Source organism: Ruegeria sp. AF7 (assembly GCF_056541885.1).
This window is the reverse complement of record NZ_JBQFYX010000001.1, coordinates 573,223-597,368: the sequence shown is the minus strand read 5'-3', so window position 1 is coordinate 597,368 and position 24,146 is coordinate 573,223. Positions and strand designations below refer to the sequence as shown.

At 55.9% G+C, this 24,146-nt stretch carries 25 protein-coding genes; 9 read left to right on the top strand and 16 right to left on the bottom strand.

Annotation, left to right across the window (positions count from 1 at the left end):
* The first annotated feature begins 19 nt into the window (after nucleotides 1-19).
* From olsB to tsf, 4 genes are all read left to right on the top strand, one after another.
* Nucleotides 20-775 (top strand): L-ornithine N(alpha)-acyltransferase, encoded by a 756-nt coding sequence (gene olsB / locus ACR0AP_RS02980; RefSeq protein WP_480480957.1) that lies wholly within the window; start codon nucleotides 20-22, stop codon nucleotides 773-775.
* On the top strand, nucleotides 741-1,616 hold the full coding sequence (olsA, locus tag ACR0AP_RS02975; RefSeq protein ID WP_480485654.1) for a lyso-ornithine lipid O-acyltransferase: 876 nt from the start codon (nucleotides 741-743) through the stop codon (nucleotides 1,614-1,616). Before olsB ends, olsA begins: the two co-directional genes overlap by 35 nt.
* A gap of 166 nt (nucleotides 1,617-1,782) precedes the next feature.
* Entirely contained in the window at nucleotides 1,783-2,565 is a 783-nt protein-coding gene (rpsB, locus tag ACR0AP_RS02970; protein WP_209503940.1) for a 30S ribosomal protein S2, read from the top strand.
* Nucleotides 2,566-2,642: 77 nt separating this feature from the next.
* Nucleotides 2,643-3,518 carry a translation elongation factor Ts gene (gene tsf, locus ACR0AP_RS02965; protein ID WP_480480953.1) on the top strand — a complete coding sequence of 292 codons (876 nt, stop codon included), beginning with the start codon at nucleotides 2,643-2,645 and terminating at the stop codon, nucleotides 3,516-3,518.
* Between the two features lie 354 nt (nucleotides 3,519-3,872).
* Here the strand turns inward: tsf and ACR0AP_RS02960 are convergent, their stop codons facing one another.
* From ACR0AP_RS02960 to ACR0AP_RS02950, 3 genes are all read right to left on the bottom strand, one after another.
* Nucleotides 3,873-4,628: an autoinducer binding domain-containing protein gene (locus ACR0AP_RS02960; protein WP_480505184.1), complete on the bottom strand. Its 756-nt coding sequence runs from the start codon at nucleotides 4,626-4,628 to the stop codon at nucleotides 3,873-3,875.
* Complete coding sequence (gene aroQ, locus ACR0AP_RS02955; RefSeq protein ID WP_480505182.1) at nucleotides 4,625-5,074, bottom strand: type II 3-dehydroquinate dehydratase; 450 nt, start codon at nucleotides 5,072-5,074, stop codon at nucleotides 4,625-4,627. Before aroQ ends, ACR0AP_RS02960 begins: the two co-directional genes overlap by 4 nt.
* Before the next feature lie 123 nt (nucleotides 5,075-5,197).
* The gene (locus tag ACR0AP_RS02950; RefSeq protein WP_480505181.1) at nucleotides 5,198-6,199 is read right to left on the bottom strand and encodes an NADPH:quinone oxidoreductase family protein; all 1,002 of its coding nucleotides are present in this window, start codon (nucleotides 6,197-6,199) and stop codon (nucleotides 5,198-5,200) included.
* Between the two features lie 151 nt (nucleotides 6,200-6,350).
* On the opposite strand from ACR0AP_RS02950, the gene ACR0AP_RS02945 reads away from it, so the two are divergent.
* Together ACR0AP_RS02945 and ACR0AP_RS02940 are read left to right on the top strand one after the other, a co-directional pair.
* Nucleotides 6,351-7,169 (top strand): SDR family NAD(P)-dependent oxidoreductase, encoded by an 819-nt coding sequence (locus ACR0AP_RS02945; RefSeq protein WP_480505179.1) that lies wholly within the window; start codon nucleotides 6,351-6,353, stop codon nucleotides 7,167-7,169.
* Between the two features lie 14 nt (nucleotides 7,170-7,183).
* Complete coding sequence (locus tag ACR0AP_RS02940) at nucleotides 7,184-8,218, top strand: phosphotransferase family protein (RefSeq protein ID WP_480505178.1); 1,035 nt, start codon at nucleotides 7,184-7,186, stop codon at nucleotides 8,216-8,218.
* Between the two features lie 7 nt (nucleotides 8,219-8,225).
* On the opposite strand, the gene ACR0AP_RS02935 is transcribed toward ACR0AP_RS02940, so the two are convergent.
* Nucleotides 8,226-8,849 carry a DsbA family protein gene (locus ACR0AP_RS02935; protein WP_480505176.1) on the bottom strand — a complete coding sequence of 208 codons (624 nt, stop codon included), beginning with the start codon at nucleotides 8,847-8,849 and terminating at the stop codon, nucleotides 8,226-8,228.
* Nucleotides 8,850-9,066: 217 nt separating this feature from the next.
* Between ACR0AP_RS02935 and ACR0AP_RS02930 the strand changes: the two genes are divergently transcribed.
* A complete protein-coding gene (locus ACR0AP_RS02930; RefSeq protein ID WP_480505174.1) occupies nucleotides 9,067-10,281 on the top strand; it encodes a serine hydrolase domain-containing protein in 1,215 nt (404 codons plus the stop codon).
* Nucleotides 10,282-10,332: 51 nt separating this feature from the next.
* Nucleotides 10,333-11,202, top strand: a complete 870-nt coding sequence (locus ACR0AP_RS02925) for an acyl-CoA thioesterase (protein WP_480485639.1) — start codon at nucleotides 10,333-10,335, stop codon at nucleotides 11,200-11,202.
* Here ACR0AP_RS02925 and ACR0AP_RS02920 read toward each other — a convergent pair.
* The 11 genes from ACR0AP_RS02920 to ACR0AP_RS02870 form a co-directional block, all read right to left on the bottom strand.
* The gene (locus ACR0AP_RS02920; protein WP_480485637.1) at nucleotides 11,199-11,966 is read right to left on the bottom strand and encodes an SDR family oxidoreductase; all 768 of its coding nucleotides are present in this window, start codon (nucleotides 11,964-11,966) and stop codon (nucleotides 11,199-11,201) included. The genes ACR0AP_RS02925 and ACR0AP_RS02920 overlap by 4 nt on opposite strands.
* 178 nt (nucleotides 11,967-12,144) lie before the next feature.
* Nucleotides 12,145-12,834, bottom strand: a complete 690-nt coding sequence (phoB, locus tag ACR0AP_RS02915) for a phosphate regulon transcriptional regulator PhoB (RefSeq protein ID WP_480480935.1) — start codon at nucleotides 12,832-12,834, stop codon at nucleotides 12,145-12,147.
* Nucleotides 12,835-12,846: 12 nt separating this feature from the next.
* Nucleotides 12,847-13,548 carry a phosphate signaling complex protein PhoU gene (phoU, locus tag ACR0AP_RS02910; protein WP_480480933.1) on the bottom strand — a complete coding sequence of 234 codons (702 nt, stop codon included), beginning with the start codon at nucleotides 13,546-13,548 and terminating at the stop codon, nucleotides 12,847-12,849.
* 16 nt (nucleotides 13,549-13,564) lie between these two features.
* A complete protein-coding gene (gene pstB, locus ACR0AP_RS02905) occupies nucleotides 13,565-14,362 on the bottom strand; it encodes a phosphate ABC transporter ATP-binding protein PstB (RefSeq protein ID WP_267366513.1) in 798 nt (265 codons plus the stop codon).
* A 12-nt stretch (nucleotides 14,363-14,374) separates the two neighbouring features.
* Nucleotides 14,375-15,706 (bottom strand): phosphate ABC transporter permease PstA, encoded by a 1,332-nt coding sequence (gene pstA, locus ACR0AP_RS02900; RefSeq protein WP_480505172.1) that lies wholly within the window; start codon nucleotides 15,704-15,706, stop codon nucleotides 14,375-14,377.
* Nucleotides 15,703-17,175, bottom strand: a complete 1,473-nt coding sequence (pstC, locus tag ACR0AP_RS02895) for a phosphate ABC transporter permease subunit PstC (RefSeq protein WP_480505170.1) — start codon at nucleotides 17,173-17,175, stop codon at nucleotides 15,703-15,705. Before pstC ends, pstA begins: the two co-directional genes overlap by 4 nt.
* Before the next feature lie 88 nt (nucleotides 17,176-17,263).
* Nucleotides 17,264-18,304: a substrate-binding domain-containing protein gene (locus tag ACR0AP_RS02890; protein WP_267365708.1), complete on the bottom strand. Its 1,041-nt coding sequence runs from the start codon at nucleotides 18,302-18,304 to the stop codon at nucleotides 17,264-17,266.
* 185 nt (nucleotides 18,305-18,489) lie between these two features.
* A complete protein-coding gene (locus ACR0AP_RS02885) occupies nucleotides 18,490-19,536 on the bottom strand; it encodes an ATP-binding protein (protein WP_480505168.1) in 1,047 nt (348 codons plus the stop codon).
* A 28-nt stretch (nucleotides 19,537-19,564) separates the two neighbouring features.
* On the bottom strand, nucleotides 19,565-20,089 hold the full coding sequence (locus ACR0AP_RS02880) for a gamma carbonic anhydrase family protein (RefSeq protein ID WP_209503923.1): 525 nt from the start codon (nucleotides 20,087-20,089) through the stop codon (nucleotides 19,565-19,567).
* Nucleotides 20,086-20,727: a guanylate kinase gene (gene gmk, locus ACR0AP_RS02875; RefSeq protein WP_209503922.1), complete on the bottom strand. Its 642-nt coding sequence runs from the start codon at nucleotides 20,725-20,727 to the stop codon at nucleotides 20,086-20,088. Before gmk ends, ACR0AP_RS02880 begins: the two co-directional genes overlap by 4 nt.
* Before the next feature lie 17 nt (nucleotides 20,728-20,744).
* Nucleotides 20,745-21,635: a YicC/YloC family endoribonuclease gene (locus ACR0AP_RS02870; protein WP_480505166.1), complete on the bottom strand. Its 891-nt coding sequence runs from the start codon at nucleotides 21,633-21,635 to the stop codon at nucleotides 20,745-20,747.
* A 245-nt stretch (nucleotides 21,636-21,880) separates the two neighbouring features.
* On the opposite strand from ACR0AP_RS02870, the gene ACR0AP_RS02865 reads away from it, so the two are divergent.
* A complete protein-coding gene (locus ACR0AP_RS02865) occupies nucleotides 21,881-22,555 on the top strand; it encodes a PAS domain-containing protein (protein WP_480505164.1) in 675 nt (224 codons plus the stop codon).
* Between the two features lie 69 nt (nucleotides 22,556-22,624).
* On the opposite strand, the gene ACR0AP_RS02860 is transcribed toward ACR0AP_RS02865, so the two are convergent.
* Nucleotides 22,625-23,995: a class II 3-deoxy-7-phosphoheptulonate synthase gene (locus ACR0AP_RS02860; RefSeq protein WP_480480917.1), complete on the bottom strand. Its 1,371-nt coding sequence runs from the start codon at nucleotides 23,993-23,995 to the stop codon at nucleotides 22,625-22,627.
* Nucleotides 23,996-24,146: the final 151 nt, after the last annotated feature.

Below are 24,146 nucleotides of genomic sequence, written 5' to 3'. Positions count from 1 at the left end.
AGAACACGGATCACCCCATATGCCGGATACTGGCCCTTCTTTCACCGTAAAACTGGCCGAGACCGAAGCCGACCTGCAAGCAGCTCAACGCCTGCGCTATGACGTCTTCGTGCGTGAGTTGGGGGGCGGCGGAGAGATGGTTGATCACGATGCTGGCCTCGAGAAAGACCGTTTCGACCCGTATTTCGATCATATGTTGGCCTATGATGATCACACCGGCGAAATTATTGGCGTCTACAGGATGTTACCGGGCGAACGTGCTGCGGAACTGGGACAATTCTATTCCGAAGATGAATATGACCTGACCGTTCTCAAGAACAGTGGGCGCAAACTGCTGGAGTTGGGACGGTCGTGCCTACACCCCGACTACCGTGGGGGTACGGCAATGTACCACCTGTGGAACGGTTTGGCCGCTTATGTAGCGGAACGTGACATTGAGGTGCTGTTCGGCGTTGCGAGTTTTCACGGAACAGACGTGGCCACATTGGCGCAGCCCTTGTCGATGCTTCACCACAACCATCTGGCTCCGCCAGAGTTGCGCGTACGGGCGCAGCCCGATGTTTTTCAGTCGATGGACCTTGTGAAACCAGAGGCTTTGGACCGCCGCGCCGCCATGGTTCAGGTGCCAGCATTGATCAAAGCCTACCTTCGCTTGGGTGGTTTCGTGGGCGAGGGCGCCTTTATCGACCACACCTTCAACACAACGGATGTGTGCCTGATCCTCGACACGACGCGCATGAATGAACGGCAGCGTCGAATTTATGGCGGGGCGTGACGCTGTGAACGACCCGCTCTGGAATAGTGAAGACGCGCCCGATCCGATCGAGCTGGGCGTTACCGGATGGGTTCTGGTCATTCTGCGCGGAGTCCCGCTGGCGGCCCTTGTCTTTGGTGGCCTGATCATCCTTCTGGCCGTTCGCCTGATCGAGTATCCGATTTTCGGCGTCCGGCGACCTGTGACGCCGTTCATCACACAGTTTGTCTGCCGCAACGCGTTTCGAATTCTTGGCATCGGGTTCCGCACATCAGGCGCGCTGATGAAAGAGAGGGGGGCGGTGGTGGCAAACCACACGTCCTGGCTGGATATCTTTGCTCTGAACGCGCGCAAGCGGGTCTATTTTGTCTCCAAGGCAGAAGTTGCCAAATGGCCCGGTATCGGCTGGCTGGCCCGTGCGACCGGGACGCTGTTCATCGAACGGGATCGCAAGAAAGCCAAGGAACAAACCAAGCTGTTTGAAACCCGCCTGAAAGTGGGTCATAAACTGTTGTTTTTCCCCGAAGGCACCTCAACCGACGGGCTTCGCATTTTACCTTTCAAAACAACGCTTTTCGCCGCGTTCTTTGCAGATGAGTTGCGTGATTTCATGTATATCCAACCCGTTTCTGTGGTGTTTCACGCGCCCAAAGGCCAGCCAAAACGCTTTTATGGCTGGTGGGGGGATATGGAGTTCGGGCCGCATTTGCTGAAGACCCTTGGCGCACGTCGGCAAGGAACTGTTGAACTAATATATCATGCGCCAGCGCGGGTCAGCGACTTTGAAAACCGCAAGGCTCTGGCCGCCCATTGTGAAGACGCCGTCAGGCATGCGCACGCATTGGCGCAGCTTGAAAAATAAGGGCGATTGGCCCTTGCGTAGCGCGCAAACCTGCCTTATACGCGCGCCATTCAAACCCGCAGGCGGGGTTTGGCCTTTTTGAGGGAGACATCCTCATCAAGACCGCCGGTTGGAGCGTCCGCTTCTTTCACCCCCGCCCAGGCGTAAACCGGAAAAGGAAAATTGCATGGCTCTTCCCGAGTTCACCATGCGTCAGCTGCTGGAAGCTGGCGTTCACTTTGGTCACCAGACACAGCGTTGGAACCCCCGCATGGGCCCGTTCATCTACGGCTCGCGCAATGGCATCCACATCATGGACCTGACCCAGACCGTTCCGATGCTGGATCAGGCTCTGCAGGCTGTTCGTGACACCGTCGCAAAAGGTGGCCGCATTCTGTTCGTTGGCACCAAGCGCCAGGCCGCTGGCCCGATCGCTGAAGCGGCTGAAAAGTCGGCTCAGTACTACATGAACCACCGCTGGCTGGGCGGCACGCTGACCAACTGGAAAACCGTTTCCCAGTCGATCAACCGTCTGAACCAGATCGACGAAGCCATGGAATCGGGCGCAGAAGGCCTGACCAAGAAAGAGCGTCTGGGCATGGAACGTGACCAAGGCAAACTTCAGGCGTCGCTGGGTGGTATCCGCGAAATGGGCGGCGTTCCGGACCTGCTGTTCGTCATCGACGTCAAGAAAGAAGCACTGGCCATCGCAGAAGCCAACAAACTGGGTATCCCGGTTGTGGCTGTAGTCGACACCAACTGCTCGCCCGATGGCGTTGACTACATCATTCCCGGCAACGACGACGCGGCACGCGCAATCGCTCTGTACTGTGATCTGGCCGCACGCGCCGCTCTGGACGGTATGACCGCGCAGATGGGCGCAGCAGGCGTTGATCTGGGCGCATTCGAAGAAGCTCCGGTTGAAGAAGCTCTTGCGGAAGAAGCCGCAGAAGCCCCTGCCGAAGCGTAAGCTGCCCGTCACGTAAATGACATATGGGGCAGGGTATGACCTGCCCCAATTCCGTTTGAATTGAGGAGAGCCAAAAGATGGCAATCACAGCAGCAATGGTTAAAGAACTGCGCGACTCGACCGGCGCAGGCATGATGGACGCAAAAAAAGCGCTGACCGAAACCGGCGGCAACATGGACGACGCCGTTGACTGGCTGCGTACCAAAGGCCTGGCCAAAGCGGCCAAGAAATCAGGCCGTACCGCAGCAGAAGGTCTGGTTGCTGTTCACGTCAACGGTGGCAACGGTGTTGCTGTCGAAGTGAACTCGGAAACCGATTTCGTTGCGAAAAACGCTGAGTTCCAGGAAATGGTCAGCAAGATTGCAAACGCTGCTGAAGGTGTGGACGACATCGAAGCACTGCTGGCCGCTGATCTGGGCGGAAAAAGCGTTGCCGACACGCTGACCGACAAGATCGCCACCATTGGCGAAAACATGTCGGTGCGCCGCATGGCCAAACTGTCAGGTGAAACAGTTGTGTCTTATGTGCACAACGCTGCGACCAGCGGCATGGGCAAAATCGGTGTGCTGGTTGCACTGTCGGGTGGTGATGAAGCTATCGGCAAGCAGGTTGCGATGCACATCGCCGCTGTGAACCCGGCTGCCCTATCCGAGGCCGACATGGACCCGGCAATTGTCGAGAAGGAAAAGCAGGTTCAGATGGACATCGCCCGCGAATCCGGCAAGCCGGAGCAGGTGATCGAAAAGATGATCGAAGGTCGCATGAAAAAATTCGTCGCCGAATCGACATTGCTGAGCCAGCAATTCGTTGTGAACCCTGATCTGACCGTTGAAGCCGCTGCAAAAGAAGCCGGCGCAACCATCACCGGCTTTGTTCGCCTGGAAGTTGGCGAAGGAATCGTTGTGGAAAAAGAAGACTTCGCTGCCGAAGTCGCAAAAGCTGCTCAGGGCTAAAGAAAGGCTCCGACAGGGGCCTTGCTGAACAAAGTGAAAGGGTTACGCGTCGCGTAGCCCTTTTTTGTTGGTGGCACATCAGAGAATTGGCAAAGAAGTGAAGGATTGGAGGGCCCCGCATGATGGGGATGGTCGAGGCCCCCCAAAATTCCGACACAGGTACGCGGACGAATAGGCGCCCCCTTGTCAGAGTGATTGGAGAGCTTTGAAATCGCAAAGATCCAACCGAATGTTCCCTGGCTAAAGCCACCACTCACGGAACACTCTCACTTTGCAACTTTTAGGTTAGATTTGAAAAGTAGTGATTTCCTTACCTAGGGTAAACTGACGCTGGATAGCGTCAGAAAAACACTCCTAAACTTCCATAATGAACATCTGATTATGCAAAGACGCCTTTAACACAGCCTGTGCTGTCGTTTCAACCGACAACGCCTCACGGGCGAGTCGAAGATGCTTTTCAACGGTTGCCGCTGTCAGGCCCATCAGCAGGGCAATGTCCTGCGTGGTTTTGCCGTCACCGACCCATTGCAATGCCTCGCGCTGACGCTTTGTCAGGGCCCGGTTCGGTGGATTGAAAGGCAAGGTCAGGATCTTGAGATGCGCAACGTTGTTCATCAAAAGAATGTCTTCGCCATGTTCGTGCCAGATCGCGTCAATGTCTTCCTGGCTCATCCCTTCCTTGGCGGACAGGGAAATCGCCCCTTTAGACCGCACCGAGACCGAGTTGAAGCTGATGGTGTAACCAGAAACGACACCCATGGACTTGTTGAACTCGAAAACCTCGCGCTCTTTGTCGGTCATCGACCCTCGAGAATGCATGTCCAGCAACATTTTCCAACTGGCGGCGCCTTCATTGTCCAGCGCCCATTTCAACATGGGGGCGTGAAAATACAAACCGTCCTTGATGAAACCATCCACATAGGCACGGTTATGGTTGGTCAGAATGACAAAGTCCTCTGGATCACCCAATGAGGTTGCCGTCCTGTATTGCGTGTGGCCGTAGATAAGACGATCGAACCCGAACTCCGCCATCCGTCGGCAATGCGCATCCCACAGGTCTTCCAGGGTCTTGGCATAACTGACAAACCGCAGAAAATCCCTGAGGGTCATGCCGTGCCACCTGCTTTCAAATGTGCGGCCAGCGCGTCCAGAGCAAGAACATAGCCTTGGGCGCCAAAGCCACAGATCTGCCCCAGAGCAACAGGCGCGACATAGGACTTGTGCCGGAATGCTTCCCTTGCATGGATGTTGGACAGGTGAACCTCGACAACCGGCAGGTCAACTGACGCGATGGCATCCATCAGCGCAACCGACGTGTGTGTGAACGCCCCCGCATTGATCACAAGGCCATCCTGCACACCGCGTGCGCCGTGGATCGCATCAATTAACACACCCTCATGGTTGGATTGCAGATGCGAGACTTCAAGGCCAATGGACGCGCCATGGCGCAGGCACTCCTCCTCGATCATCTTCAGAGTGGTGCTGCCGTAAACCTCGGGCTGACGTGTGCCAAGCAGGTTGAGGTTTGGGCCATTCAATACCAAAACGTTGTGCATGTCTTCACGATCCCCATTAATGGTACATAGACGCCTAAAGGTTGGGTTGTCTACCTGACTTTGCCGGATCGAGTACAGTCGAATAACCGGTGTACGAAGCGGGTCGCTGTTTTAATCCCGGCTTCAACTTTCCGCCATGGTGACAACGATTTTCCCCAGAACGGTTCGCTGCGACAATTGTTCAAGCGCCTCGTGCGCGCGGGCCAGCGGGAACCGGGCGCTAATTCGCGGTCTTATTTTCCCGGCTGTATATAGATCGAACAGATTCTTGACGTTGTCAGCATGGCCGATTGGGTCGCGGAAAACTGACGCGCCCCAAAACACACCAACGATCTGGCATCCTTTCAAAAGAGCCAGATTCAAGGGTATCCGCGGAATGCCCGCTGGGAAACCGACGACAAGATAACGGCCTTTCCAGGCCATGCTGCGCAGGGACGGTTCGGCCAGCGCACCCCCAACGGCGTCGTAGACGACGTCCACGCCATCAGAACCTGCAAGTTTCTTAACTTCGGCTGAGAAGGATTTTTGTGCTTCCTTGTCCATGTCGCGCGGGTAAATCACCACGTCATCGGCACCAATCTGGCTACAGAATTCGGCCTTTTCAGGTGATGAAACGGCTGCGATCACCCTGGCACCCATGGCTTTGCCCAGTTCAATGGCGGCTGACCCCACACCTCCGGCGGCACCTAGTACCAACAGGGTTTCACCGGGCTGAATTTCCGCCCGATCCTTAAGCGCGTGGTAGGACGTGCCGTAGGTGAAAATAAAACAGGCGGCATCTTCATAGGGCATCGCATCAGGAATTCGGATTGCAGTGTCCGCCTTGAGCGTGACATGGGTCGAAAACCCACCATGCCCGGTTAGGGCCAAAACACGGTCGCCTGGCTTAAATCCATTGACGCCTTCGCCCACAGCCAGAACTTCACCCGCAATTTCACCGCCCGGAGCAAAGGGCCGTGGCGGCTTCATCTGGTACAGATCGCGGATAATCAACGTGTCCGGAAAATTCACGCCCGCTGCTTTCACACCGATCAAAAGCTGACCTTTGCCCGGCTGCGGATCTGGTAGGGTCGTAAGCTCCAGGGTTTCGGGACCGCCCGGTGCGACGCTGAGTAATGCTTGCATACCGCCTCTGTTCTGCCTGTACTTTGTGTCGAGGAAGTTTTGGTGCAGCATGGTTTTTTGTCAACGCTGCGGTCCAACGCCTGCCGCCACGGCAAGAGGAATGCAATTTGTATCACGATGAACCGGTGCCAAAGAAACTGAGGAGCACAAAATGACCCCCGACACCCTCTTTTCGCTTCACGGCAAAACCGTATTGGTAACAGGTGGGTCTACAGGTATTGGCCGCATGGCAGCCGAGGCGCTGGTACGGGCGGGTGCGCGCGTGCTCATTGCCTCAAGAAAAGGAGACGCCTGTGCCGAGGTCGCTGCAGAACTGAACGCGCTGGACGCGCCGGGCAGCGCCGAAGGCTTTGCCGGTGACATTGGCAGCGCAGCCGGTATAGGCAAGCTGGTCTCTGACATTCAGGAGCGTACGGACACACTGGACATCCTGATGAACAATTCGGGGGTGTCCTGGGGTGCACCGATGGGGCAGTTTCCCTACGATGCATGGGAAAAGGTCATGTCTGTCAACGTGACAGGGATATTCGAACTGACCCAGCGGCTTTTGCCAATGCTAATGAAATCAGGCACCGCCGAAGACCCGGCGCGCATTGTCAATGTGGGGTCAGTCATGGGTGAAGTCCCAATGGGCGATGGGGCCTACAGCTATTCGGCCTCAAAGGCTGCAGTTCTGCATCTGACCAGGGTCTTGGCCAAGGAACTTTCACCGCACCACATCACGGTTAACGCGCTCGCTCCGGGGCCGTTTGTGTCGCGCATGACTGCCTTTGCGACAGCCGATGAGGATACCAGAGAACGGGTTGGCAAGTCTGTACCTCTGGGTCGCGTCGGACGGGACGAGGATATTGCAGGCTGTATGTTGTTCCTGTGCGGTCGCGGCGGCAGCTATGTGACAGGCGCAGTGATCCCGGTTTCGGGTGGGATCAACGTGGTGACAGCCGGAAACATCTTTGCCGAGGCCCTGTGACGGGAAGACAGCCAATGAAGACCGAAATCAATCTGGATCTGGCAGCGGTAGATGCGTACCTGAGCGCGCATCTTTCCGGCTACAACGGGCCATTGGAGGCGAGGAAATTTGATGTCGGGCAATCCAACCCGACGTTTGAGTTACGCACACCAGAGAAAGCCTATGTGCTGCGCCGAAAACCCGCCGGCGTACTGTTGAAATCGGCACATGCCGTTGATCGCGAATTTCGGGTTCAAAGCGCCCTTGCCGAGAGCGAGGTTCCGGTGCCCAAGATGTATCTGTTGTGTGAAGACGACAGCGTCATCGGCTCGGCCTTCTATGTGATGGACCGCTTGCAGGGCAGGGTGTTTCCGGACCCAACCCTGCCCAAAGAAAGCAACGAAACCCGCGCCGCCATCATTGACGAAATGAACAGAGTTCTTGCCCAATTGCACATGGTGGATATCGATGCCGTTGGCCTGTCTGACTATGGGCAGATTGGCAACTATTACGAGCGCCAGATCGCGCGCTGGACCAAGCAATACCGCGCGTCCGAGACCTCGGCCATTGCGGATATGGATGCGCTGGCTTCAGCGCTAGAGACCTCGGTACCGGCCGATGACGGGCAGCGCACGCTGGTGCATGGGGATTACCGCATCGATAACCTGATGTTTGCGCCGAACCGGGCGGAATGTATCGGAGTGTTGGATTGGGAACTGTCGACGATCGGTCACCCTTATGCAGATCTGGCCGCAGTAATCATGCAATGGCAGTTGCCGCCGGGAAAACAGGGCCGGGGGCTGGCGGGTGTGGATCGAAACAGCCTGGGCCTGCCCAGCGATGAGGCATTCATTGCCCAATACTGCAAACGTCGAGGCCTGGATGGCATAGACAATTTCGGCTTTTATCTGGGCTTCAATTTCTTTCGCATGGCGGGCATTCTACAGGGTGTCTACAAACGCGCGCTGAATGGGAACGCGTCAGACCCCGACCGCGCAAAGGCTTTTGGCGCATATGTTCCTATATTCGCCCAGCACGGCCTGAAAGCTCTTGAGTCCACATTAGAGTGACGACCTATCAAGCTGTTTTTATGTCACTATCTTGCCTTGAAAGTTCAACTTCAAGATTTGGCAGACTGTTCTTTCCAAAAAACAGCTCAGCCCCGGTGAACATGCTGGGAACCCCAAACACACCTCGCCGAACCGACGACTTGGTTATCTCTTTCAGTTTCAGTTTAACGTCGGGGCTCGTCATGGCTTCGCGAATTTTGCGAACGGGCAAGTCGTTTTCATGCAGGATATCCGTCAGGACACCGATCTCGTCCGCCTTCTGACCATGCACCCAAATTGCATCAAAAATCGCGTTTATATATTTGACTTCCCAAGGTTTTCCATTGGCAAAGCACGCACCGCGCATGGCAAGTTTGGTATTGATCGGAAAATGCGGGCTCATATGAAAGCTCAGCCCACGACGGCGGGCAAACCTATGCAGATCATGCGTCAAATAGGCCGTTTTCTGGCGGTTTTCGGAGTATGCCTGAAACGGGCTTTGGTTATGCGTCGCCTTGAACACCGCAGGCAGAAGGACAGGCACATATGTAATGCTTGCGTTATGGCGCTCGGCAAGTTGGGGAAGGATCTTGTGGGCGAGAAACGCGTTCGGGCTGCAAAAATCGTAAATGAAGTCTATGGTCTGCGTCATAGGGTTCCTCCGTTTCGGTCCCTTGAAATCTTGTTCATTGAACTTCAGGCGAATCTGCGTCGAAATCAGTCTAACATTTCATTGTGAGACACGCTGATGAAGTCTGTTCACGAATTTCTCTGCAACACGCAACTTTTTGCTGTTATTTCAGGTCACAAGCTTAAACAGTCGCAATTCAAAACCTCACGGAAGCTCGCGAATGTCCCACAGGCAATCCATGTTTGATCAAACCCGGCTGGATCGGCTTAGCCATTGGATGGAGAGCTATGTTGAGCAGCGCAAATATGCCGGATCATCCTTTTTGCTGCGCCACAAAGGGAATGAGGCCTTTTTTCATGCCAGTGGTGTCAGCAGTCTGGAGACTGGCCGGCCCTTCCAACGGGACACGTTGGTGCGCATTTATTCCATGACCAAACCGGTCACATCGGTCGCGTTGATGACATTGGTCGAACGCGGGCTTGTTCACCTGAACGTGCCTGTGTCTGAGTTTCTGCCTGAATTCAAAGATATGCACGCGCTTGTCCCAGGGGCGGAGAGACTGGATCAGACCGAGGCTGCACCGCCTCCCACTCTGCATCAGTTACTGACGCATACCAGTGGGCTAAGCTATCCGTTCAACTCCGGGCTTTTGCCCCAAGCGATGGATGAACAGGACCTTATTTTCAAACCTAATCAGGGACTTCTGGAACACCTTGTGCGCGATCTGGCAGGGCTGCCACTGGCGTTCCGACCCGGTGCACGCTGGGAATACTCGGTCGGGATTGACGTGCTGGGTCGAGTGATCGAGGTGGTCTCGGGCCAGTCATTGGAGCAGTTCTTTCGAAGCGAAATCCTTGAGCCGCTGGACATGCGCGAAACAGGTTTTTCCGCACCCGCTGGGGCAGGGGATCGTTTCGCATCGCTCTATACCCCATTGGCTGGCGACGCGATGGCGCTGAATTCCGCGGATCACGGTAGCGAAAGCCTGCGACTGTTCGATTCCCACATAGGATCCCCGTTCGAAAACACGACGACCTTTTCCGGCGGTGGCGGTCTGATCTCGACAATCGATGATTATGCCAAATTTGCGGACATGCTTCGAAATCGGGGGGCCGGGAACGGGTGCCGCATACTTGGTCCGAAAACAGTCGATTTCATGATGCGCAATCACCTTCCCGGCGACATTGCGTCAATGGGTCCGCAGAGTTTTGCAGAGCAACCGATGGACGGAATGGGCTTTGGGCTGGCCGGAGCCGTCGTCCTGAACCCCGGTCTGGTAAAAGTTCCCGGCTCAATCGGAGATTTCAGCTGGGGTGGCATGGCCTCGACTTATTTCTGGATTGACTGGCAGAATGACCTGACGGCGATTTTCTTTACCCAACTTTCCCCCTCAAGTTCGTACCCATCCCGCGCCGAACTCAAGGCACTGGTTCATGCGGCCATGATTGAATGATTTCCTCTGTACTGATACCCGGTGCCGGACGACACAACTTGCGAGCAGACGATGACCGAAGCGGAACGTATCTTACTGGATCTTCTGGATATTGAACGTCTTGAGGTCGATCTGTTTCGCGGGACAGGGTCGGGCGGTGAAACGCCCACACGCATCTTTGGCGGACAGGTCATCGCGCAGGCGCTGGCTGCGGCGTATCGGACTGTTGAAGAACGGTTATGCCATTCGCTGCACGCCTATTTCATTCGCCCGGGCGATCCGGAGAAACCCGTTATTTATCAAGTTGATCGAGCCCGAGACGGAGGTTCTTTCACAACCCGCCGCGTGGTTGCGATTCAGCACGGAAAGCAAATCCTGAACATGTCTGCATCGTTTCATGTCCAAGATGAAGGCTGGGACCATCAGCATCCGATGCCCGTCGTGAACGCACCGGAAGCGTACCCGTCCCGATCTGAATTGCGTAAAACATACGTTGAACGTGTTCCGGAAAGGTTGAGGGGTGAATTGCTGCGCGAGCGCCCGATCGAGGTCCGTGAAGTCGATCATCTGGACCCATTCACACCGAAAGTCTCTGATGATCGAAACCAGACTTGGTTCCGTATGCCCGCTGCTGCTTCGGTCGACACCAGAACGCAGCACTTACTGCTGGCTTATGCGTCTGATATGAACCTGATGTCCTCTGGATTGCGGCCACACGGGCTGAGCTGGTTTAGCGGAGAGTTCAACGGCGCAAGTCTGGACCACGCGCTATGGTTTCACGCCCCGGTGAGTTTTCAGAATTGGCATCTTTACGTGATGGATTCGCCGTGGACGGGGCAGGGACGCAGCTTTAACCGTGGATCGATCTATTCCGAGGACGGTACCCTTGTTGCATCTGTCGCACAGGAAGGATTGATGCGCAGAGTTCGCGCGCAATCTTAACTGCTGTCGCTAAATCTCTGATTTAACTTCTGCATTCCAACAAGCCACCGATCATAATCAGCCGCTTTGAACTGCAAATAATCAGCAACTTGTGGATGAGGTAGAACCAAAAACCGTTCATTTCGAATAGCTTGCACGCAGGATTCAGCCACGTCGCTCGGCTCGAGCATTCCATCAATCGAAGCTACTGAGATTTCATGGCCTTCGGTCATTTTCGAACGCACAGCCTGCGGACACAGGACCGAAACTTTCAATCCTTCAGCGCCGTATGTCAGCGAAAGCCATTCGGCAAATCCTACAGCGGCGTGTTTGGTAACCCCATATGGGGCTGCACCAGGTTGGTTCAGCAAACCTGCCGCAGAAGCAGTTATCATTATATATCCGCCGCCGCGACGAACCATGCGTGGAACCAGATGGCGGGCGGTCCAGACATGGGACATGACATTAATCTTCCAGATCCGATCCCAATCTTCGTCCGCAACATCGAGACCGCCAAGCGTCAGAATTCCGGCATTTGCGCAAAACAGGTCAATTGGACCGACAGTTTCTTCAACAAAATCAATCAGAGCCTTGATCTGCGCTTCGCTGGAAACGTCGCAGGGATACGCCTGACCACCAATTTGCTTTGCGACCAAATTTGCGCCAGCGATATCGACATCCGAGCAGATTACACGTGCACCTTCTTGGGAAAACCGTTCTGCAAGACCACGACCAATACCTTGGGCAGCGCCGGTGACAACGACAGTTTTGTTCTCAAGCTCCATGCGTATTCCGGGCAGGTTCGTTACAGTGTTATCAATGTGTTGGCTTGCGTTCTGTATTACAAGTATTGCATTATTACCATAATACCAATTACACGCTAATAGGAAATAACCGAGATATACTCAGATTCCATTGCAATCAGCCATCAGACCAATGCGATCAACACAGGTCTGATGCGAATTATCCCAACGCGTAACCGGCACCGCGGACTGTGCGAACCGGATCATCCCCGCCATGTTGCGTTAAGGCTTTGCGCAGTCGTCCAATGTGTACATCAACGGTACGCGTATCGACATAGATGTCGCGTCCCCAGACCCTATCCAGCAATTGTTCACGGCTCCAGACCCTGCCCGGCTTTTCCATGAACGTGCTAAGAAGCCGGAATTCGGTTGGACCCAGTTTCAAGGGCTTGCTGTCACGGCTGACCTTGTGGGTTTCCGAATCCAGAATGATGTCATCGTACTCCAGTCGCAAACCAACAGTTGCCGGTCGGACGCGGCGCAGTTGTGTTCGGACACGCGCCATCAGTTCGACGATCGAATATGGTTTGACCACATAATCGTCGGCACCAGTTTCCAGCCCGCGAACCTTGTCTACCTCTTCTGATCGGGCCGACAGCATGATTATCGGGATCGAGCGTGTGTCCGGACGGCTTTTGAGCCGGCGGCAAACCTCAATCCCGCTTAGGTTGGGCATCATCCAGTCCAGAACAATGATATCCGGGCAGTCTTCGTCGACCAGCAGCATAGCTTCGTCACCGTTGGCCGCCTTTGAGACGCGAAAACCTTCGGCTTCAAGGTTGTAGGCCAGCACCTCGCGTTGGGCCAACTCATCCTCGACCACCAGAACCGTCGGTTGATCTGCGGACATCTCAAGCCTCTCCTACGCTGTTTGCGACGTTATATCGGCCTTGGGCCGAGCCTCGGTCGGGCGGTCGCCTGTAACCAGATACACCACCTGCTCGGCAATCGAGGTTACATGGTCGCCCATACGCTCGATGTTCTTGGCGATGAAATGCAGGTGCATACAGGCCGAAATATTGCGCGGATCTTCAGCCATGAAGGTCAGGAATTCGCGGAACAGGCCGTTATACATCTGGTCGACCTCTTCATCGCGGTTGATGACGTCGGTGGCCAGTTCCGCGTCGCGTTGAATATAGGCGTCCAACGCGTCGCGCAGCATACGTTCAACCTCGCGCGCCATGCGGCGCAAGGCAGCTGCGCTGCCGCTGATCTCGCCTGCATTAGCCAGAACGGTCGTACGCTTGGCGATGTTCTTCGCGTAATCGCCAATCCGCTCGAGATTACCGGATACTTTCAGGACCGAAAGAACCAGTCGCAGGTCACTGGCCGTGGGCGCGCGCAATGCAATCAGACGCGCGGTTTCCTCGTCGATCAGGTCTTCCAACGCGTCGATGGCCTTGTCACCTTGTCGTATTTCCTGGGCCAGCTCAACGTCACGGCTTTCAAGCGAGCGCGCCGCGCCCATGATAGCGGCCTCAACCAGACCGCCCATCTTCATGATATGCGCCTGGATTGTTTCGAGGTCGCGGTCAAAAGCAGATGCAATATGTTGTTCGCTCATTGTTTGATACCTGTGCTTAGCCGATACGGCCTGTAATGTAGCTTTCCGTGCGCGGATCGACCGGATTGGTAAAAATCTGACCGGTTTCACCGAATTCCACCAGATTACCCAGGTGGAAAAAGGCCGTTTTCTGACTGACGCGCGCGGCCTGCTGCATCGAGTGGGTGACGATCACAACCGAATATCGGGAACGCAATTCGTCGATCAACTCTTCGACCTGTGCGGTTGCAATCGGGTCCAGCGCCGAGCACGGCTCGTCCATCAACAGGACTTCCGGTTCAGTTGCCACGGCGCGCGCGATACACAAACGTTGCTGTTGCCCCCCTGACAAACCCGTGCCAGGCGAATCCAGACGGTCCTTGACCTCATCCCAGATTGCGCCTCGACGCAGTGACTTCTCAACGATCTCATCCAGTTCCGCCTTATTCTTGGCCAAGCCGTGGATACGCGGACCATAGGCCACGTTGTCGTAGATCGACTTGGGGAACGGGTTCGGTTTTTGGAACACCATGCCGACTTTGGCGCGCAACTGAACGGGGTCGACCCGCTTGTCATAAATGTCTTCGCCGTCCAACAGGATATCACCTTCGACACGGCAGATATCGATGGTGTCGTTCATCCGGTTCAGACACCGCAGGAAGGTCGATTTTCCACAACCCGAAGGACCGATAAAGGCCGTGACGGTCTTGTCTTCGATCTCAACACTCACGTCCTTGATGGCGTGGGTATCACCGTAGTATACCTGAACCTTCTTCGCGTTGATCTTGATGTCTTTGGAGTCCACGGTTCTCTCCACTCGTGTCATGTCGTTCATTATTGCCCCCAATTACCAGCGGCGTTCAAAGCGGCGGCGCAGGATGATAGCGATGATATTCATGGTCAGCAGGAACATCAAAAGGATGATGATTCCGCCCCAGGCCTTTTCGTAGAACCCGACATCAGCGCGTGCGGCCCAAGTGTAAATCTGGGCGGGCATTGCCGAGTTCGGCTCGGTAAAGCCGGCAAGGAACCCGTCGGGATATCCCCGCGCCACAAAGCCTACCATGCCGATCAGCAACAACGGCGCGGTTTCACCCAAGGCTTGTGCCAGACCGATGATGGTGCCGGTCAGAATGCCCGGCGCGGCCAAAGGCAGCACGTGGTGGAACACAGCCTGCATTTTCGAGGCCCCTACCCCCAACGCTGCATCACGGATCGACGGCGGAACCGCTTTCAGCGAGGCGCGGGTCGAGATGATGATCGTCGGCAATGTCATGAGGGTCAGAACCAGACCACCAACCAGCGGCGCCGATTGTGGCAGGTGCATGAACTGGATGAACACGGCCAGACCCAGAATACCGAACACAATCGACGGCACGGCGGCAAGGTTCGAGATGTTCACTTCAATCAGGTCGGTGAATCTGTTCTGCGGGGCGAATTCTTCAAGATAAATCGACGCCGCCACACCAATGGGCAGTGACAGGCCCAAAACCACCAGCATCATGAAGAACGACCCAATGACCGAGGCGCCGATGCCCGCACCGCCCGGGTTGTCAACGCCAGAATCCGCGCCGGTGATGAACGGCCAGTTGAAGGCCTGCTTGATGATGCCCGCCTGTTTCAGCGCATCAACCAGATCCAGATCGCTTAGCTGTAGAAACCGGCTGTCCTGCAAGGTGTCACGGGACACGCGGCCTTTGAAATACCCGTCAACCCGGCTGGATGCGGCCAGATCAAACTTGACCGGATCACCCAGCCTGCCGGGGTTATCGGCATAGTAAGTTCGGATGGTTCCACCGATTTTACCAAGAAGACGTTCGATGGCCGCTTCGTCGAAATCAACGCTGATCCCCTGGTCTTCCAGTTCCTTGCTCAACTGAGCGATGAACAGGTTGGAATAGGCTTTGGTCTTGAACAACGTACTTTCCGCCTCGTCTCGTTGCGCAGCAGACAGGGTGAAATCCACGCTGACAACAGTGCGCTGAAAAGCCGGAATGCCCTGCGACAGGATCGAGGCGAACAGAACGATCAGGAAGAACAGGCCCGTTGCAATAGCGACAATCCCGTAGGCCCGAAATCGTTTCTCTGCATTTGCACGTTTTTTGGTATGTGCATCCGCTACAGTCAGCGAGACAGAGCGATGACCTGTTTCAGAGCTTTGCATGCTGGCGTCGGTCATTCGTATTGCTCCCGATACTTACGCACGATGTAGAGGGCAAAGATGTTCAGCCCAAGCGTGAGAGTGAAAAGGGTCATACCCAGGGCAAAGGCCACAAGCGCTTCGGGCGATGCGAAATCCGCGTCGCCGGTCAGCTGGCTCACGATTTTTGCGGTGACCGTCGTCATGGCTTCAAACGGGTTCAGGCTCAGCCGTGCTGCCGCCCCTGCCCCAAGGACCACGATCATTGTCTCACCTATGGCGCGCGATGCGGCCAGCAGGATCGCCCCCACGATACCTGGAAGGGCCGCAGGTAAAACAACCTGACGGATGGTTTCGGATTGCGTTGCGCCCAGTCCGTAAGAGCCGTCGCGCATGGCCTGCGGCACCGCGTTGATGATGTCATCCGACAACGAGGACACAAACGGGATCAGCATGATGCCCATGACCAACCCAGCGGTCATGACTGCCGTGCCAGCCTTCATCCAGCCAAGCCCGTCATCCCCGAACAGGCCAAGCAAAAGCGGACCAACAGTAAGCAGCGCAAAAAGGCCGTAAACGATGGTCGGGATACCGGCCAGAATCTCGAGCAGCGGTTTTGCGACGGCGCGGACACGGGGTGACGCGTATTCGCTGAGGTAAATCGCAGCGAACAACCCGATCGGGACAGCCACTAGCAGGGCAACGAGCGAGATATAGAATGTCCCCCACAACAAGGGAATAATACCAAGTTCAGACGACCCGCCGCGCCCCGAAAAACTGGGGGCCCATGTCGTGCCGAAAAAGAAATCGGTAGCAGGGTAGAGCTTGAAGAATTCCCAAGTGTTGAAAACCAGGGACAGGACAATCCCGACAGTGGTCAGAATTGCGATGGATGCGGCCGCCAGCAACAGGATACGCACCCCCTGCTCGACCACATTACGCGCGCGGTATTCCGCGCGAGTTTGAAACCAGCTGACCGCAGCACCGGCGAGTGCGGTCAGTATGACGGCGACTGCCATGATCGAATAGCCGGTCGCATTCATGATCCGATAGGTTTGCGCCGCGCGCAGCACAGGTTGCGTGATATCCGACGTCACCACCTGCCCGGCATCCTTCAGACGCTGGGTCATGTCGATTACATCCGCGCGCGCGTTGCGCGCCAGTTCCTCGGGTATCTGCCCGGCGGCAACCGCGTTGTCCAGACCGTACGCGGTGCGACGGACCTCGGCCATGACCAGATTTAGGGACGAGCCGTCTTGGATGGCAGAACCCGAGATCGTTTCAGAAACCTGAGAGTTCACGTAAAGCGGTTGTACCAGCAACCAGAGGATCATAAGGCCGAATGCGGGTACGATCGTCTTGAGAGCGACATTTGCGCCATAATACGACGGCAGCGAGTGCAAAGCCCGGATATCTCCTGTGGCGCTTTGCAGGGCGCGTGAGCGCCCCAACACGTAACCGACTGAAGCAATCGCTAGCACGATCAGAACGAGCCATACTATCGGCATGAAACCCCCATTTGGTCTTGGCCGGGAAAGCTGAAAAATGTGGGGGCGACAGAAATGCCGCCCCCGGTATTTCGAACCAAAGGCGGGATTAACTGCCCGAACCCATGGTTACTTCGTTGGCGATTGCATCCTGAGTTTTTGCCAGCTCAGGGTCCGCAACCAGACCATAGTTTGCCAGAGGACCCGAAGCGCCTGCGATTTCGTCGTGGGTAAAGAACTGGGCATATTCTTTCAGGCCGGGGATCACGCCGATATGGGCTTTCTTCACGTAGAAGAACAGCGGGCGCGAAACCGGATATTCACCGGTCGAGATGGTTTCGGTCGAAGGAGCGATACCCGACATGGTGGCCACTTTCAGCTTGTCGGTGTTGTTCTCGTAGAACGCCAGGCCGAAGATGCCGATGCCATTGGGGTTGGTGTCGATACGCGCCAGCGTTTCGGTGTAGTCACCATCGATGTCGACCGCCTTGCCGTCGGTACGTACAGCCAGACATGCATCTTCTGCGTCGTCTTCGCTCATGCCGCCAGCAATCATGGCTTCCATCGCGCCGGTCGCTTCACACCCGATCAGCAGAACTTTTTCTTCGAACACTTCACGGGTGCCGTGTTTTGTACCCGGAATAAAGCCCGCGATTTCTACATCAGGCAGTTCGGGGTTGAATTCAGCCCAGGTGGTGTAAGGGTTATCAACCACTTCACCGTCTTTCAGAACTTTTGCGCCCAAAGCGTTAAAGATGTCAGCAGGTTCAAAAGCGGTGAAGGCAGGACCGGTCTGCTGGCTTGCAAAAACGATGCCATCATAACCGATGCGGACTTCCATGATGTCAGTCACACCGTTTTCGGCGCAGGCTTTGATTTCTTTTTCACGGATCGCGCGTGATGCGTTTGCAATGTCGATGGTGTTTTCACCAACACCCTCACAGAAACGCTTCAGACCAGCTGACGAACCGCCGGATTCAACAACCGGGGTCGGGAAGTCGGTGTTCTCACCAAACAGTTCCGCAACGATCGAGGCATATGGAAGAACGGTCGACGAACCGGCAACCTGAACGTTGTCACGGGCAGCAGCGGTGGTTGCCGAGACGGTGGCGATTGCCAGCGCAGAAGCCGACAGTTTTACAAAGGACATTTCAGTCTCCTTGAAAAGGTATGATTGATCACCCCCATGATGATCCTGCGTGCACCCCTAGGGGTCGTGCGTAAGCCTTTTGTGACAAGTGTGTAACGCTTTTATGACAACCTCCGTTTATCCGGAGATTTCGGGTCAAAAAATCGTAACGAGGCAGATTTTGAAGGGCGGTAATGCGGGAAGGGCTACCGTGGTAAGATGACCGTAAAGACGGAACCTTTTCCCAACTCACTTTCCACGCGCAACCGTCCGCGGTGGCGATTGACGATGTGCTTGACGATGGCCAGCCCCAGCCCCGTTCCACCCAACTGCCGGGATCTGTGATTGTCGGCGCGATAGAATCGCTCGGTCAGACGTGGCAAATGCACGGAATCAATTCCTGGCCCCTTGTCGATGACCTTCACCCGCACCCCAGGTCCACGCATCGCCGCGTCACGCTCTGATGACAGAACGCTGACTGTGACGCTGCCACCGCTGGCACCGTATTTGATTCCGTTTTCGATCAGGTTGGTGAATACCTGCCGTAACTGATCGCTGTCTCCGGTCACGGAAAGTGGGCCGTCCTGTGCGTCAAGCGTTAGCGTCACACCCGCCTCTTCCGCAAGGGGGCGCAACGAGTTCAGGGTGGATTGCAGCAGCCCTGTCAGCTCCAGCTGTTGATTTGGGCGTACTCTTTCTTCGCTTTCCACGCGGTTCAGGGACAAAAGATCGCCAACCAGCCGGTTCATCCTGTTGGCTTCATCGGCCATGATTTGCAGGAACCGGTCGCGCGCAGCCGGATCGTTGCGTGCAGGGCCGCGCAAGGTTTCAATGAAGCCCATCAGTGCCGTCAAAGGCGTCCGCAATTCGTGACTGACATTGGCAACAAAGTCGCGGCGCATCTGACTTGCCTGTTCCAGATGCGTGACATCTTGAAAAGTGGTCAGAACGGCCCCGCCCGACACAGCTCCGACCCCGTTCATATACCGGCATTGCACATCAAATGTTGTGTCCTGCGCGCCATCATTGGAAAGATGACGCGCTGCCTTTGTTCCTTTGGACTGAAGGCTTTGCTCAATCGCTTCAAGAACCTGTGGCTGCCGCAGGATGGTCGCGAAATGCCGCCCCACGATATTCTGCCCCAGAAGGGTTTTCGCATCCGTATTGGCGGCAATGATCCGTTCAGTCTGATCCACCATCAGCGCGGGCATTGGGATGGCCTGAACAAACCCATCAAGAAGGTCATCTGACATGCTTCAAACCCCGATCAATCCGCGCGCTTTATTGAACAGGTCTCAGAGTGTCCCGAAACCTGCGCATGTTTTCCTGATAATGCATCGCGCTTAGGGTAATCCGTTTTGCTGCGGCCTCGTCAAGCTGGCGCACCACTTTGCCCGGAGACCCCATCACAAGGGAATTATCCGGAATCTCCTTGCCTTCCGTGATCAGGGCCCCTGCCCCGATCAGGCAATTCCGCCCGATCCGGGCACCATTCAGAACAATCGCGCCCATTCCGATCAGAGTATTTTCTCCGATTGTGCACCCGTGCAACATCACTTTGTGTCCGATGGTGCAATTCGGACCGATCGACAAAGGATACCCGGCGTCGATGTGCATGACGCAGTTTTCCTGAACGTTGCTACCTGCACCAACGCGGATTTCCTCGTGATCTGCGCGAATCGTGCAGCCGAACCAAACCGAGGCGCCCTGTTCCAGCACAACCTTGCCGATCAGGTTGGCATCGGGTGCAACCCATGTGTCCTCGTGAATTTCGGGCATGTGCTCGCCTAACGCGTAGATCGTCATGACAGCCCCTCGAATTCGTTTTGAAGCTTGCGCACGTGTTGTTGCAGATTTGGCTGTTGAATACGGCGCATCCGTTCGGCGCTGACAATGGTCTTCAGCTTCTTTTCGGTCGCCTCAAGATCGTCATTTATCAGGACATAATCGTAATAGCCCCAATGGCTGATCTCATCCCAGCTTTTGAGCATCCGCCGTGCGATAACTTCATCGCTATCTTGCCCACGTGATTCCAGACGGCGGCGCAGTTCGGGGATCGAAGGCGGCAGGATGAAGATCGACAACGCATGCTTACCCAGATCCGAGTTGCGGATCTGAACCTCGCCTTGCCAATCCACGTCGAACAGCACGTCCTTGCCTGCGTGGATCGAACTGCGAACCGGATCAGCGGGTGAGCCGTAGAAGTTACCGAAGACATGCGCATGTTCCAGCATCTGGCCATCGGCGACCTTCTGCTTGAACTCGTCTTCAGAAAGAAAATAGTAGTCCCGCCCATCTTCTTCCCCCGGACGCGGGGCACGGGTTGTGGCCGAAACCGAAAACTCAAGGTCCTTGTCCCAGTCCATCAGCCGCTTTGCCAGGGTGGATTTGCCTGCCCCGGACGGGGAAGACAGGATGATTAAAAGGCCTCGGCGATCCGCCATATCAGTCGTTCCCATCTTTATTCTACGTTTTGCACTTGTTCGCGCATCTGATCGATCACCGCCTTCAGTTCCAGCCCGACAGCCGTCAGCTCCGTACTCTGAGCCTTGGAACATAGCGTGTTGGTTTCGCGGTTGAACTCTTGCATCAGGAAATCAAGCTTGCGTCCGACAGCCCCGTCCTGCACAAGCAGCTCTCTTGCTGCGGCCACATGTGCAGACAGGCGGTCGATCTCTTCGGTAATGTCGGCTTTGACCGCGATCAAAGCCAGTTCCTGCGCGACGCGATCCGGGTCCGCGCCCTGCGCGTTGTCCAGTACGTGTGCCAGATTGTCCCGCAGTGTCGCGGCCATCTTGTCCTTACGATGCACGGCCAGATCAGCTGCCTGAGCTGTCAGCGCCGCAACCTGATCCAACTGAGTGTACAGCACGGCGGCCAACGCTTCGCCCTCGGCCCGGCGCATATCGACAAAAGCGGCCAACAGGTCGTTGAAATCTTCGGTCAGGCGCGCAACCAGCGGAGCGGGATCATCCGCATCTGCGGTTGCATCCAACATGCCTTTCAGTGCCAATAGGTCCGAGGCGCGCGCCGGTTCCAGAGCGATACCGCGCGCAGCTGCCATCTTATGTGTTTGTTCCAAAGCGCTCAGGGCAGCGGCCATAGCGACCTCGTTCAATGCCAGTTCCGAGGCAGAGTCCTCGCGGGTCAGACGCATTGAAAGGGTCACATTCCCTCGGCTCAGGGATTTTGACAGCGCGGCCCGAAGGGCCACCTCAAGCCCGGTCAGCCAATCAGGGACGCGCAGGCGCATATCAAGGCCTTTGCCGTTGACACTGCGCAACTCCCACGTCCAGTTGTGCGGTCCGTATTCCCCCTTCCCCGAGGCAAACCCGGTCATGGATCTGATCATGACTGTCCTTTCCTGTGACCTCACCCATTTGGATGTGTGCCGCACCTAATGCTATTGGCCGGTGCAGAGCAAGAGTTTGCTGAGGCCGCATTTGTTTGGCGTAAGTTAACCATTCGTTAAAGAATTGCTCCAAAATTGAATAAACCCGAGTCAAACTACCCCTGGTAATGGCTTGCAGGCCACAAATGCTCCGGTTGTGTTGCATTTTATGAAAATGGCGGCCAATTGACGTAAGGGTGAAGAAAATGAAAACCTTTTTCGGGACTGGTTCCGGGTCAGAATTTGGAAAGATCGTCGCAATGGATCGCTTTGACAGTGGGCGCAGCCTTACGCCGATCCGCCAGGCCGAGGCGTATTGGACTGCATTGCTGAGCGGTGACGGTGTTCCGATGCGGTCTCAGGTCGACCCGCGTGGACTGGAAAACATACTCGAATATACTTTCATTCTTGAACGGATCGCCCCGGGACTGGCCCGGTTTCGCCTTGCCGGAAGTCACCTGAACGCGCTTGCGGGGATGGAGGTTCGTGGCATGCCTGTGACGGCCTTCTTCCAGCCTGATGATCGCGCCAGGATTAAGGACGTTCTGGAGCAGGTATTTGCAGCACCCGCCGTCGCAGAACTGGGTCTGGAGTCGAACGGGATACTGGGGCGTACCCGGATGCAGGCCCGCATGATCCTTTTGCCGCTCAAAAGCGATCTGGGCGACGTCAGCCGGGTTCTGGGCGTCATGGTCGCGGATGGTGCGATTGGTAAAACCCCACGCCGATTTTCGATTTCTGATACGCGGATCAAGTCATTTTCGGAAATTCAGATACCAACTCCTGCTGTGCCTCAATCCGTTGACGGTTTTGCCGAAGACCAAACGGATTTCAAACGCGCGGCCAAGCACCTTCGTCTGGTCGTGTCGCGCGATGACTGAACCAGTCTGAACAACCGGAACAAAAAACAGCGGACCGGTGGCCCGCTGTTTTTCTTTCTTTTCGAACGCTTAACTTGCGGCGCGTTTTGATCCGTTGCGGCGCAGGTTGGTCAGTTCTTCCGCCACCAGGAACGCCAGTTCCAGCGACTGAGACGCGTTCAGGCGCGGGTCGCAAGCTGTGTGGTAGCGATCTGACAGATCCTCTTCTGTCACGGCCCGCACACCACCGGTGCATTCGGTAACGTCGAGACCGGTCATCTCGAAATGGACACCGCCGGGGATCGTGCCCTCAGACTGATGCACGCCAAAGAAATCGCGCACCTCACGCAAGACAGAATCGAACGGACGGGTTTTGTAGCCCGTGGCCGATTTGATGGTGTTGCCGTGCATCGGGTCGCAGACCCAGGTGACCTTGGCGCCTTCTTCCTTCACGGCCTTGACCAGACGCGGAAGGTGTTCACCCGCCTTGCCTGCACCAAAGCGCGCGATCAGGGTCAGGCGGCCCTCTTCATTTTCAGGGTTCAGCTTCGACATGAGAACCTTGAGATCTTCTGCCGTCGTCGTCGGACCACATTTCAATCCGATCGGGTTCAGAACGCCACGACAGAACTCGACATGTGCGCCGTCAGGTTGGCGTGTACGGTCGCCGATCCAGATCATGTGGCCAGACCCGGCCAGCCAGTTGCCCGAGGTCGAATCCAGACGGGTCAGCGCCTCTTCATATTCCAGTAACAGACCTTCGTGACTGGTGTAGAATTCAACGGTCGAGAATTCGTGCGTCGTGTCTGCCGTGATACCAGCCGCTTCCATGAAGTCGATGGTGTCCTGAATGCGGTCCGCAACTTCGGAATACTTCTGAACGTCCTGTTCGTCGGTAAAGCCCAGCGTCCACGAATGAACACGGCTCATGTCGGCGAAGCCACCGGTTGAAAAGGCACGCAGCAGGTTCAACGTGGCCGCCGCCTGTGTGTAGGCCTGCAACATCTTGCCGGGATTCGGAATCCGCGCTTCGGGCGTGAACGCCAATTCGTTGATAATGTCACCGCGGTAGCTGGGCAGTTCTACACCATTCACAACCTCTGTCGGGGCGCTGCGCGGCTTTGCAAATTGGCCGGCCATGCGACCGACCTTTACCACCGGCACCTTGGCACCATAGGTCAGAACCATCGCCATTTGCAGCATCACCTTGAAGGTGTCACGGATCGCATCGGCGCTGAATTGTTCAAAGCTTTCAGCACAATCCCCGCCCTGAAGCAGGAAGGCCTCGCCGCGACCGGCGGCACCAAGATGTTGCTTGAGGCGCCGCGCTTCACCGGCAAAGACCAGCGGGGGATACTGCGAAAGCTGGGCCTCGACCTTGGCCAATGCGGCCGCGTCGGTATAGTCTGGCATCTGAACCCGGGGCTTGTTGCGCCAGTTCGACTTTTGCCATTCGGTCATAGCTTTGATCTCCGCTGAAGTGTTCAGGTCGCCTCTATACAAAAAGCAATGAAGAGTGACCATATCCCATTTGCGCCTCTTGACGCCGCAAACAAGCTTTGATCATGGTGACTGCCAAATACGTCGCCGGATACCAGGTTTTCCCGCGCAG

What these genes read in the sequence shown, in the direction of transcription:
- ACR0AP_RS02950 (WP_480505181.1), bottom strand. Translation starts at nt 6,199, where the DNA reads ATGCAAGCATTACTCAGCGTCGCACCGGGCGGTCCCGAAACCCTGGAG.
- ACR0AP_RS02860 (WP_480480917.1), bottom strand. Translation starts at nt 23,995, where the DNA reads ATGACCGAATGGCAAAAGTCGAACTGGCGCAACAAGCCCCGGGTTCAG.
- ACR0AP_RS02870 (WP_480505166.1), bottom strand. Translation starts at nt 21,635, where the DNA reads ATGATCAGATCCATGACCGGGTTTGCCTCGGGGAAGGGGGAATACGGA.
- ACR0AP_RS02945 (WP_480505179.1), top strand. Translation starts at nt 6,351, where the DNA reads ATGACCCCCGACACCCTCTTTTCGCTTCACGGCAAAACCGTATTGGTA.
- ACR0AP_RS02930 (WP_480505174.1), top strand. Translation starts at nt 9,067, where the DNA reads ATGTTTGATCAAACCCGGCTGGATCGGCTTAGCCATTGGATGGAGAGC.
- ACR0AP_RS02925 (WP_480485639.1), top strand. Translation starts at nt 10,333, where the DNA reads ATGACCGAAGCGGAACGTATCTTACTGGATCTTCTGGATATTGAACGT.
- aroQ (WP_480505182.1), bottom strand. Translation starts at nt 5,074, where the DNA reads ATGCACAACGTTTTGGTATTGAATGGCCCAAACCTCAACCTGCTTGGC.
- ACR0AP_RS02865 (WP_480505164.1), top strand. Translation starts at nt 21,881, where the DNA reads ATGAAAACCTTTTTCGGGACTGGTTCCGGGTCAGAATTTGGAAAGATC.
- gmk (WP_209503922.1), bottom strand. Translation starts at nt 20,727, where the DNA reads ATGGCGGATCGCCGAGGCCTTTTAATCATCCTGTCTTCCCCGTCCGGG.
- pstC (WP_480505170.1), bottom strand. Translation starts at nt 17,175, where the DNA reads ATGCCGATAGTATGGCTCGTTCTGATCGTGCTAGCGATTGCTTCAGTC.
- rpsB (WP_209503940.1), top strand. Translation starts at nt 1,783, where the DNA reads ATGGCTCTTCCCGAGTTCACCATGCGTCAGCTGCTGGAAGCTGGCGTT.
- olsA (WP_480485654.1), top strand. Translation starts at nt 741, where the DNA reads ATGAACGGCAGCGTCGAATTTATGGCGGGGCGTGACGCTGTGAACGAC.
- phoU (WP_480480933.1), bottom strand. Translation starts at nt 13,548, where the DNA reads ATGAGCGAACAACATATTGCATCTGCTTTTGACCGCGACCTCGAAACA.
- ACR0AP_RS02885 (WP_480505168.1), bottom strand. Translation starts at nt 19,536, where the DNA reads ATGTCAGATGACCTTCTTGATGGGTTTGTTCAGGCCATCCCAATGCCC.
- pstB (WP_267366513.1), bottom strand. Translation starts at nt 14,362, where the DNA reads ATGAACGACATGACACGAGTGGAGAGAACCGTGGACTCCAAAGACATC.
- tsf (WP_480480953.1), top strand. Translation starts at nt 2,643, where the DNA reads ATGGCAATCACAGCAGCAATGGTTAAAGAACTGCGCGACTCGACCGGC.
- ACR0AP_RS02940 (WP_480505178.1), top strand. Translation starts at nt 7,184, where the DNA reads ATGAAGACCGAAATCAATCTGGATCTGGCAGCGGTAGATGCGTACCTG.
- ACR0AP_RS02880 (WP_209503923.1), bottom strand. Translation starts at nt 20,089, where the DNA reads ATGACGATCTACGCGTTAGGCGAGCACATGCCCGAAATTCACGAGGAC.
- ACR0AP_RS02960 (WP_480505184.1), bottom strand. Translation starts at nt 4,628, where the DNA reads ATGACCCTCAGGGATTTTCTGCGGTTTGTCAGTTATGCCAAGACCCTG.
- ACR0AP_RS02920 (WP_480485637.1), bottom strand. Translation starts at nt 11,966, where the DNA reads ATGGAGCTTGAGAACAAAACTGTCGTTGTCACCGGCGCTGCCCAAGGT.
- olsB (WP_480480957.1), top strand. Translation starts at nt 20, where the DNA reads ATGCCGGATACTGGCCCTTCTTTCACCGTAAAACTGGCCGAGACCGAA.
- pstA (WP_480505172.1), bottom strand. Translation starts at nt 15,706, where the DNA reads ATGACCGACGCCAGCATGCAAAGCTCTGAAACAGGTCATCGCTCTGTC.
- ACR0AP_RS02935 (WP_480505176.1), bottom strand. Translation starts at nt 8,849, where the DNA reads ATGACGCAGACCATAGACTTCATTTACGATTTTTGCAGCCCGAACGCG.
- phoB (WP_480480935.1), bottom strand. Translation starts at nt 12,834, where the DNA reads ATGTCCGCAGATCAACCGACGGTTCTGGTGGTCGAGGATGAGTTGGCC.
- ACR0AP_RS02890 (WP_267365708.1), bottom strand. Translation starts at nt 18,304, where the DNA reads ATGTCCTTTGTAAAACTGTCGGCTTCTGCGCTGGCAATCGCCACCGTC.